We start from the raw sequence: 9,254 nt of genomic DNA, 5'->3' as shown, positions 1-9,254 counted from the left end.
AGCACTGAATAACGTGGCTGACACGCCCTCATCGCGGGCAAGCCCGCTCCCACATTTGGATTGCGGTGTATTTTCAGGCGCAAAAAAAACGCCCCGAACAGGTCGGGGCGTTTTTGCTACCGATTGATCAAAACACAATCAATGGTGGTGACCACCTTCACCGTGGATGTGGCCGTGAGCCACTTCTTCCTGGGAGGCGTCACGTACAGCAACGATCTTCACCTGGAAGTTCAGGCGCTGACCGGCCAGCGGGTGATTGCCGTCAACGGTGACGTCGTCGCCGTCCAGATCACGAATGGTCACGATCTGCATCTGGCCATCCGGCGCGGAAGCGTGGAACTGCATGCCCACTTCCAGTTCATCAACACCTTCGAACATGCTGCGGCTCAGGGTGCTGACCAGTTCTGCGGAGTATTCGCCGTACGCATCTTCCGGCTCGATGGAGACTTTCAGCTCGTCACCGACATCCTTGCCTTCCAGTGCCTTTTCCAGGCCCGGAATGATGTTACCTGCGCCTTGCAGGTAAACCAGCGGCGCGCCGCCGGCGGAGCTGTCGATGACCTCACCAGCGTCGTTGGTCAGGGTATAGTCAATGGAGACAGCCTTGTTGGCGGCGATCGGCATGGGGCGAGACCTTTTGCATAAGAATGAAGAACGGACAAGTCTAAACAAGGATTTGCCCGAAAGCGAACAGAACCCGGACAGACGGGGCAGAACCCAGGCCTCGACGGTCACGGGATTCCATCAGGACGAAGAACGGCACTGGGTGGTCGAGCTGTCCTGCGGCCACACCCAACACCTGCGGCACCAACCGCCCTGGCAGTCACGGGCCTGGGTCAACGACCCGGCGCAACGCCTTGAAAAAATAGGCGAACCCTTTACGTGCGGCTGGTGTGCGCAAGGTCTCGAATAACGATAACCTTGACGCCTGATCATCGGTAGGCACCCAGCCATAGGGCGCCACCCAAGCCATGCACCTTCCAGAGAACCCGCATGCAGACTTTTTTTATCGCGCCCACCGATTTTGGTGTGGGTCTGACCTCCATCAGCCTCGGGCTGGTGCGTACTCTTGAACGGGCCGGACTGAAAGTCGGCTTCTTCAAACCGATTGCCCAGCCGCACCCCGGCGACACCGGCCCCGAGCGCTCAACCGAGCTGGTGGCGCGCACCCACGGCCTCAAGCCGCCCCAGCCATTGGGCCTGGCGCATGTAGAACGCATGCTGGGTGATGGTCAGCTCGACGAGCTGCTCGAAGAGATCATCACCCTGTATCAACAGGCAGCCGTGGGCAAGGACGTGCTGATCGTCGAAGGCATGGTCCCAACCCGCAATGCCAGCTATGCGGCACGGGTCAACCTGCACCTGGCCAAGAGCCTGGATGCGGAAGTGATCCTGGTGTCCGCCCCGGAAAACGAAGTGCTCACCGAGCTTTCCGGCCGCGTGGAATTGCAGGCCCAATTGTTCGGCGGCCCGAAAGACCCGAAAGTACTCGGTGTGATCCTCAACAAGGTGCGCACCGACGAAAGCATGGAGGCCTTCTCGGCGCGCCTCAAGGAGCACTCGCCGTTACTGCGCAGCGGTGATTTCCGCCTGCTCGGCTGCATTCCCTACCAACCCGAACTCAACGCGCCACGCACCCGCGACGTGGCCGACCTGATGGGCGCGCAGATTCTGAATGCCGGCGACTACGAAAGCCGGCGCATGACCAAAATCATCATCTGTGCCCGCACCATGCGCAACACGGTGGAGCTGCTAAAGCCCGGCGTACTGGTAGTGACCCCCGGTGATCGCGACGACATCATCCTGGCCGTCAGCCTGGCGGCGATCAACGGCGTGCCCCTGGCCGGATTGCTACTGACCAGCGACACCCTGCCCGACCCGCGCATCATGGACCTGTGCCGTGGCGCCTTCCAGGCCGGGCTACCGGTGCTGTCGGTCAGCACGGGCTCGTACGACACCGCCAACCAGCTCAACAGCCTGAACAAAGAAATCCCCATCGACGACCGCGAGCGCGCCGAGATCATTACGGATTTCGTCGCCAGCCACCTCGATGCACGCTGGCTGCACCAGCGCTGCGGCACGCCACGGGAGATGCGCCTGTCGCCGGCGGTGTTCCGTTACCAGTTGATTCAGCGTGCCCAGGCCGCCAATAAACGGATCGTGCTGCCCGAAGGCAGCGAGCCGCTGACCGTGCAAGCCGCCGCCATCTGCCAGGCCCGGGGCATTGCCCGCTGCGTACTGCTGGCCAAGCCGGCGGATGTGGAAGCCGTGGCCCGCGCCCAAGGCATCGAACTGCCCGAGGGCCTGGAGATTCTCGACCCGGACCTGATCCGTCAACGCTATGTCGAACCGATGGTGGCCCTGCGCAAAAGCAAGAGCCTCAACGCACCGATGGCCGAGCAGCAACTGGAAGACACCGTGGTGATCGCCACCATGATGCTCGCGCTGGACGAAGTGGACGGCCTGGTGTCGGGCGTCATCCACTCCACCGCCAACACCATCCGCCCCGCCCTGCAACTGATCAAAACGGCGCCGGGCTGCACCCTGGTGTCGTCGGTGTTCTTCATGTTGTTCCCCGAACAGGTGCTGGTGTACGGCGACTGCGTGATGAACCCGCACCCGAGCGCCGCGGAGCTGGCGGAAATCGCCCTGCAAAGCGCCGACTCGGCAGCGGCCTTCGGCATTACGCCGCGCGTGGCGATGATCAGTTATTCCAGCGGAGACTCGGCCAGCGGCGAAGAAGTGGAGAAAGTCCGCGAAGCCACCCTGCTCGCCCACGAACAGCAACGCTCGCTGCTGATCGACGGCCCCCTGCAATATGACGCCGCCGCCAACGAAACCGTGGCTCGACAATTGGCCCCCAACAGCCAGGTGGCCGGCAAGGCAACAGTGTTCGTGTTCCCGGACCTGAACACCGGCAACACCACCCACAAAGCCGTGCAGCGCAGCGCCGACTGCGTGAGCCTGGGGCCGATGCTCCAGGGCCTGCGCAAACCGGTGAACGACCTGCCACGGGGCGCCCAGGTCGATGACATCGTGTACACCATCGCACTGACTGCGATCCAAGCCGCCAACCGACCGATGGATAACTAAATGCTGGCTTTCCTACCTGCTGCCGTACGCGGGGTGATCGCGTCCTTGCTGTTGGCGCTGAACACGATCCTGTTGTGTTCGTTCCTGTTCATCGTGGCACTGTTCAAGGCGCTCCCCTTCGCCAAGCGCTTCAGCGAATGGCTGATGAACCATACCCACGAAGCCTGGGTGACCAACAACAAGGGTTGGATGAACCTGGTACAGCGCACCCGTTGGCACCTGAATGGCCTGGAGGGCCTGGATTACCAGCATTCGTACCTGGTGACCAGCAACCACCAGAGCTGGGTGGACATCATGGTGCTGCAATATGTACTGAACCGCCGAATTCGCCCGCTCAAGTTCTTCCTCAAGCAGGAACTGATCTGGGTGCCCGTGATTGGTCTGGCCTGGTGGGCGCTGGGTTTCCCGTTCATGAAGCGCTACACCAAGGCGTACCTGGAGAAACACCCGGAGAAGAAAGGCAAGGATCTGGAAACTACCCGCAAAACCTGTGCGAAATTTCGCCACAACCCGGTGGGCATTTTCAACTTTGCCGAAGGCACGCGATTTACCGCCGGCAAACACGCCCAGCAGCAGTCGCCGTTTCGCTACCTGCTCAAACCCAAGGCCGGTGGCATTGCGTTCGTGCTGGATGCCATGGGTGAGCAGTTGAAGTCACTGGTGAACGTGACCATCCACTATCCTGCCGGGCGCCCGGGATACTGGGATTTGCTGTGCGGAAATGTGAAGGAGGTGGTGGTGCAGTTTGAAGAGGTGCAGATTCCCGCTGAATTCATTGGCAAGAATTATGAGCAGGATGGGGAGTACCGGACGGCGTTTCAGGGGTGGATCAACCGGTTGTGGGAAGACAAGGATCAGTTGCTGGAAAAGCTGCACACACAATTCCCAGGCAAAAGGTAATCAAATATGGGAGCAGGCAAGCCAGCTCCCACATTGACCGGGTCCGACCTTGAGAATGTAAAAAACCCGCCACCGAGTGATCGGTGGCGGGCTTTTTTATGCGCGTGACGCTTAGATCGCGCCGCGCTGACGCAACAGCTCCAGCACCTGCTTGACGCTGTCTTCCAGCGACAGGGCCTGGGTGTCGATCACCAGATCGGCATTCAACGGCACGTCGTACGGGAAAGACTCGCCCGGGATGTTGTCGCCACCGGCGGCATACAGACCTTGCGGATCACGCTCGGCGCACACCAGCGGCGAGGCCTGCACGTAAACGGTGAGCAGACGGTCGCTGCCGATCAGCGCCTTGGCCTGTTCACGGCCTTCGGCATCCGGCGCCACAAACGCGGCCAGGGTCAGCAGGCCCGCTTCGTTGAACTGACGCGCCACATGGGCCGCACGACGCCAGTTTTCGGTACGCCCGGCACGGTCCTGCGGCAAGCCCTTGTTCAGGTCGTGACGCAGGTTCTGGCCATCCAGTACGAACACCGCACGCCCCATGTCGAACAGCTTGCGCTCGACGGCATACGCCAAGGTGCTCTTGCCTGCACCCGACAGGCCGCTGAACAGCACAGTGGCCGGTTGTTGGCCGAAGCGCAAAGCACGCTCCTCGGTGGCCACATGGGCCAATTTGCCGTGCTGCGCCACGCCGCCGTGACTGACCGGCGGGGCTATGATCATGCCCGCCGCCACGGTACCGTTGGTCAAACGGTCGATGACGATGAACGCGCCGGTGGTGCGGTTGCTCTCGTAACCGTCCAAAGCGATGGCCGCATCGAGACTGACCTTCACCCGGCCGATCTCGTTGAGTTGCAGGGCGCTCGCCGGGCCTTGCTCCAGCGTGTTCACGTCAACGCGGTGCACGATGCTGGTGATGGAGCCCGGCACGTAGCTGGTGGCGCGCTTGATGTCGTATTTCTTGCCCGGCAGCATCGGCTCTTCGGCCATCCACACCAGCATGGCGTCGAAGCCATCGGTCACTTGCGGTACGTTGTCGGCATGCACCAACAGATCGCCGCGGGAGATGTCGATCTCGTCTTCCATGGTCAGGGTCACGGCCTGGCCGGGACCGGCGTGCTCCAGCTCACCCTCGAAGGTGACGATGGATTTGACGCGGCTGCTCTTGCCCGACGGCAACACCACCACTTCATCGCCCTTGTGCACCACACCACTGGCCAAGGTACCGGCGAAACCCCGGAAGTTCAGGTTCGGACGGTTGACGTATTGCACCGGAAAGCGCAGGTCGGCGTAATTTCGGTCGTTGGCGATCTCGACAGTCTCGAGGATCTCCATCAGCGACTGCCCGGTGTACCAAGGCGAACGCTCGCTCTTGTTCACCACGTTGTCGCCCTTGAGCGCCGACATCGGCACAAAGGCCAGGGTGCTCGGCTTGAAGGCGATACCGTCGGCGAATTTCAGGTAATCGGCTTTGATCGACTCGAATACGCTCTGGTCGAAGCCATTGATGTCCATCTTGTTGACGGCCACCACGATGTGCTTGATACCCAGCAGCGAAGCGATATAGCTATGGCGACGGGTCTGGGTCTGCACGCCGTAGCGGGCGTCGATCAGGATGATCGCCAGGTCACAGGTGGCCGCACCGGTGGCCATGTTGCGGGTGTACTGCTCATGGCCGGGGGTGTCGGCGATGATGAATTTGCGTTTGGCGGTGGAGAAGTAGCGGTACGCGACATCGATGGTGATGCCCTGCTCACGCTCGGCCTGCAGGCCGTCGACCAGCAACGCCAGGTCGATGTCGTCACCGGTGGTGCCGACTTTCTTCGAATCGCGGGTGATGGCTTCCAGGTGATCTTCGTAGATCATCTTGGAGTCGTGCAGCAGGCGCCCGATCAGGGTGCTCTTGCCGTCGTCGACGTTGCCGCAGGTCAGGAAGCGCAGCATTTCCTTGCGCTCGTGCTGGCCAAGGTAGGCGAGGATGTCCTCGCTGATCAAATCGGATTGATGCGACATTGGTGACAGCCCCTTAGAAATAACCCTGACGTTTTTTATCTTCCATCGAGCCTGCGCCATCGTGGTCGATGACACGGCCCTGGCGCTCGGAAGTTCGCGTCAGGAGCATTTCCTGAATGATGTCCGTCAGCGTCTCGGCTTCGGACTCCACCGCGCCCGTCAATGGGTAGCAGCCAAGGGTACGGAAACGGACTTTCTTTTTGACGATCCGGGCTTTGTCCTCGTCGGACAAATGCTCGAGGATGCGATCGTCGTCGATCATGATCAACGTGCCGTTCTTCTCGATCACTTCGCGCTCGGCGGCGAAGTACAGAGGCACGATGGGGATGCCTTCCAGGTAGATGTACTGCCAGATGTCCAGCTCGGTCCAGTTGGACAGCGGGAACACGCGGATCGACTCGCCCTTGTTGACGTTGCCGTTGTAGACGTTCCACAGCTCGGGGCGCTGGTTCTTCGGGTCCCAGCGGTGCTTGCTGTCGCGGAACGAGTAAACGCGCTCCTTGGCGCGGGATTTCTCTTCATCGCGACGGGCACCGCCGAACGCTGCGTCGAAACCATGCTTGTCCAGGGCCTGCTTGAGGCCTTCTGTCTTCATGATGTCGGTGTGCTTGGCGCTGCCATGGGTGAACGGGTTGATGCCCTGCGCCACGCCGTCCGGGTTGACGTGGGTGATCAGGTCCAGGCCCAGCTCTTCGACCATCTTGTCGCGGAACTTGTACATCTCCTGGAATTTCCAGCGGGTGTCGACGTGCATCACCGGGAACGGCAGCTTGCCCGGAAAAAAGGCCTTGCGCGCCAGGTGCAGCATCACGGCCGAGTCTTTACCGATCGAGTAGAGCATCACCGGGTTGTCGAACTCGGCGGCGACCTCGCGGATGATGTGGATGCTTTCCGCCTCCAGCTGTTTCAGATGCGTCAGTTTGTCGACCATGGCTACTCACGGAAAAACGATCTTATGGACGGCCAACGGGCCGTGTTCGAGCGGGGCATGCTAGCACAGCACCTTCTTCTATTCAGGGAGCCTACTAGATCGAAACGATATATGAATATGCCCCTCAGTTTGGGCCGAAACGCGGTCAAGGGTGGGAGCTGGCTTGCCTGCTCCCACACAAGCCTGCCACATTGTTGTCCGGCAGCGAGGATCAGATCGGATTCGGGCAATCGATGAACAAATGCTCCAGCGCAAAACGCCGCGCCAGGTAATCGCCCAGTGCCTGTACGCCGTAACGCTCGGTGGCGTGGTGGCCGGCAGCGATGAAGCTGATGTCGTTTTCCCGCGCGCTGTGGAACGTCTGCTCGGAGGCTTCGCCGCTCAGGTACAGGTCGACACCGGCCGCGATCGCCTGGTCGATGTAACCCTGGCCGCCACCCGTGCACCAACCGACGCGCCGGATCATCTCACTGCCTTCGATCAACAGCGGCTCACGCCCCATGACTTCTTGCACGCGTCGTGCAAAGTCACGGGGCGACAAGGGCTCGGCGAGGGAGCCGACCAGGCCGACGATTTTGGGGTTGCTCGGGTCCAGCGGGCCCTCGACGGTGATGTCCAGCTGGCGAGCCAGTTGCACGTTGTTGCCGACGTCGGGGTGCAGGTCCAGGGGCAGATGGTAGGCCAGCAGGCTGATATCGTGCTTGAGCAAGGTCTTCAGGCGGCGTTGTTTCATGCCGGTGATGCAGGGGTTCTCACCCTTCCAGAAGTAACCGTGGTGCACCAGGATCAGGTCGGCCTGGGCCTCGACGGCAGCGTCGAGCAGCGCCTGGCTGGCGGTCACGCCACTGACGATGCGCGTCACTTGCGGGCGCCCCTCGACTTGCAGGCCGTTGGGGCAGTAGTCGGCGATTTTGGCGCTGGCGAGGTAGCGGTCCGCTTCCTCGACGAGGGTGCTAAGGGGGACAGCCATGAAAGACTCCTAAATATCCCGTTCCGAGGCGCTCGCGGCCTCGTATAATGCGCGACATTATGGGCGCTCTTGCGCCCCCTGCAACCTGTCAGGACTTACTTGATGCTCAAGGCGCTGCGTTTTTTTGGATGGCCATTGTTGGCTGGCGTGCTGATCGCGATGTTGATCATTCAGCGCTTCCCCGAGTTTGTAGGCTTGCCGAGCCTCGATGTGAACCTGCAACAGGCCCCGCAGACCAGCGCGGTGGTGCAGGGCCCGGTGACCTACGCAGACGCCGTCACCATCGCGGCCCCCGCCGTGGTCAACCTGTACACCACCAAGGTGATCAATAAGCCGGCCCACCCGCTGTTCGAAGACCCGCAGTTCCGCCGCTTCTTCGGTGACAATTCACCCAAGCAGCGCCGTATGGAATCCAGCCTCGGCTCGGGCGTGATCATGAGCCCTGAAGGCTACATCCTCACCAACAACCACGTGACCAGCGGCGCCGACCAGATTGTCGTGGCCTTGCGCGACGGCCGCGAAACCCTGGCCCGCGTGGTGGGCAGCGACCCGGAAACCGACTTGGCGGTGCTCAAGATCGACCTCAAAAGCTTGCCATCGATCACCATTGGCCGATCCGAAGGGCTGCGCGTAGGCGACGTGGCACTGGCCATCGGCAACCCGTTCGGCGTCGGTCAGACAGTCACCATGGGCATCATCAGTGCCACCGGACGCAACCAGTTGGGCCTGAACAGCTACGAAGACTTCATCCAGACCGACGCAGCGATCAACCCTGGCAACTCCGGCGGGGCGCTGGTGGATGCCAATGGCAACCTGACCGGCATCAATACGGCGATTTTCTCCAAGTCCGGCGGCTCTCAGGGCATCGGCTTTGCGATCCCGGTCAAGCTGGCGACGGAGGTGATGAAGTCGATCATCGAACACGGCCAGGTGATTCGCGGCTGGCTGGGCATCGAAGTACAGCCGTTGACCAAGGAACTGGCCGAGTCGTTTGGCCTGACCGGGCGCCCAGGCATCGTGGTGGCCGGGATCTTCCGTGACGGCCCGGCGCAGAAAGCCGGTCTGCAACTGGGCGACGTTATTCTCAGCATCGACGGCGAGCCGGCGGGCGATGGTCGCCGATCGATGAACCAGGTGGCGCGGATCAAGCCGACCGACAAGGTGGCGATCCAGGTGATGCGCAACGGCAAGGAGATCAAGCTGCTGGCGGAGGTCGGCCTGCGTCCACCGCCTGCGCCGATCAAAGAAGAACAGTAAAACCTGGCCCAGGTACCCGTTCGCGGGTACCTGTAAGCACATGTTTCAAAACGAATCCATTCTCAATAGGCATGTTATATTGTTTCAATATAG

Annotated in this window: 8 protein-coding genes; 4 read left to right on the top strand and 4 right to left on the bottom strand. The window is 61.3% G+C overall.

The features are described 5' to 3' along the window. Positions 1–138: 138 nt before the first annotated feature. Positions 139–624, bottom strand: coding sequence for an FKBP-type peptidyl-prolyl cis-trans isomerase (locus ACW9IN_RS15350; RefSeq protein ID WP_457366683.1), 486 nt, complete (start codon positions 622–624; stop codon positions 139–141). Here ACW9IN_RS15350 and ACW9IN_RS15345 point away from each other — a divergent pair. From ACW9IN_RS15345 to ACW9IN_RS15335, 3 genes are all read left to right on the top strand, one after another. Beyond that, complete coding sequence (locus ACW9IN_RS15345) at positions 623–913, top strand: DUF3565 domain-containing protein (RefSeq protein WP_457366688.1); 291 nt, start codon at positions 623–625, stop codon at positions 911–913. The genes ACW9IN_RS15350 and ACW9IN_RS15345 overlap by 2 nt on opposite strands. A gap of 80 nt (positions 914–993) precedes the next feature. Beyond that, positions 994–3,093: a phosphate acetyltransferase gene (gene pta, locus ACW9IN_RS15340; protein ID WP_457366682.1), complete on the top strand. Its 2,100-nt coding sequence runs from the start codon at positions 994–996 to the stop codon at positions 3,091–3,093. Further along, on the top strand, positions 3,094–3,993 hold the full coding sequence (locus ACW9IN_RS15335) for an acyltransferase (protein WP_457366681.1): 900 nt from the start codon (positions 3,094–3,096) through the stop codon (positions 3,991–3,993). Between the two features lie 111 nt (positions 3,994–4,104). Here ACW9IN_RS15335 and cysN read toward each other — a convergent pair whose 3' ends face one another. From cysN to ACW9IN_RS15320, 3 genes are all read right to left on the bottom strand, one after another. After that, positions 4,105–6,003 carry a sulfate adenylyltransferase subunit CysN gene (gene cysN / locus ACW9IN_RS15330; protein WP_457366680.1) on the bottom strand — a complete coding sequence of 633 codons (1,899 nt, stop codon included), beginning with the start codon at positions 6,001–6,003 and terminating at the stop codon, positions 4,105–4,107. Positions 6,004–6,016: 13 nt separating this feature from the next. Then, positions 6,017–6,934 (bottom strand): sulfate adenylyltransferase subunit CysD, encoded by a 918-nt coding sequence (gene cysD, locus ACW9IN_RS15325; RefSeq protein ID WP_005784641.1) that lies wholly within the window; start codon positions 6,932–6,934, stop codon positions 6,017–6,019. A 211-nt stretch (positions 6,935–7,145) separates the two neighbouring features. After that, positions 7,146–7,904, bottom strand: a complete 759-nt coding sequence (locus tag ACW9IN_RS15320; protein WP_457366679.1) for a Nif3-like dinuclear metal center hexameric protein — start codon at positions 7,902–7,904, stop codon at positions 7,146–7,148. A 102-nt stretch (positions 7,905–8,006) separates the two neighbouring features. Between ACW9IN_RS15320 and algW the strand changes: the two genes are divergently transcribed. Continuing rightward, entirely contained in the window at positions 8,007–9,161 is a 1,155-nt protein-coding gene (gene algW, locus ACW9IN_RS15315) for a Do family serine endopeptidase AlgW (RefSeq protein ID WP_457366678.1), read from the top strand. The last annotated feature ends 93 nt before the right edge of the window (positions 9,162–9,254 follow it).

It is taken from the genome of Pseudomonas sp. SDO5271_S396 (genome assembly GCF_054071795.1).
The sequence above is the reverse complement of the archived record's forward strand: the minus strand, read 5'-3'. Positions and strand labels throughout refer to the sequence as shown.

Excerpts from the sequence above, each read along its gene's own strand:
- ACW9IN_RS15345 (WP_457366688.1), top strand. The coding sequence starts at position 623 with ATGGGGCGAGACCTTTTGCATAAGAATGAAGAACGGACAAGTCTAAAC.
- ACW9IN_RS15350 (WP_457366683.1), bottom strand. The coding sequence starts at position 624 with ATGCCGATCGCCGCCAACAAGGCTGTCTCCATTGACTATACCCTGACC.
- pta (WP_457366682.1), top strand. The coding sequence starts at position 994 with ATGCAGACTTTTTTTATCGCGCCCACCGATTTTGGTGTGGGTCTGACC.
- ACW9IN_RS15335 (WP_457366681.1), top strand. The coding sequence starts at position 3,094 with ATGCTGGCTTTCCTACCTGCTGCCGTACGCGGGGTGATCGCGTCCTTG.
- cysN (WP_457366680.1), bottom strand. The coding sequence starts at position 6,003 with ATGTCGCATCAATCCGATTTGATCAGCGAGGACATCCTCGCCTACCTT.
- cysD (WP_005784641.1), bottom strand. The coding sequence starts at position 6,934 with ATGGTCGACAAACTGACGCATCTGAAACAGCTGGAGGCGGAAAGCATC.
- ACW9IN_RS15320 (WP_457366679.1), bottom strand. The coding sequence starts at position 7,904 with ATGGCTGTCCCCCTTAGCACCCTCGTCGAGGAAGCGGACCGCTACCTC.
- algW (WP_457366678.1), top strand. The coding sequence starts at position 8,007 with ATGCTCAAGGCGCTGCGTTTTTTTGGATGGCCATTGTTGGCTGGCGTG.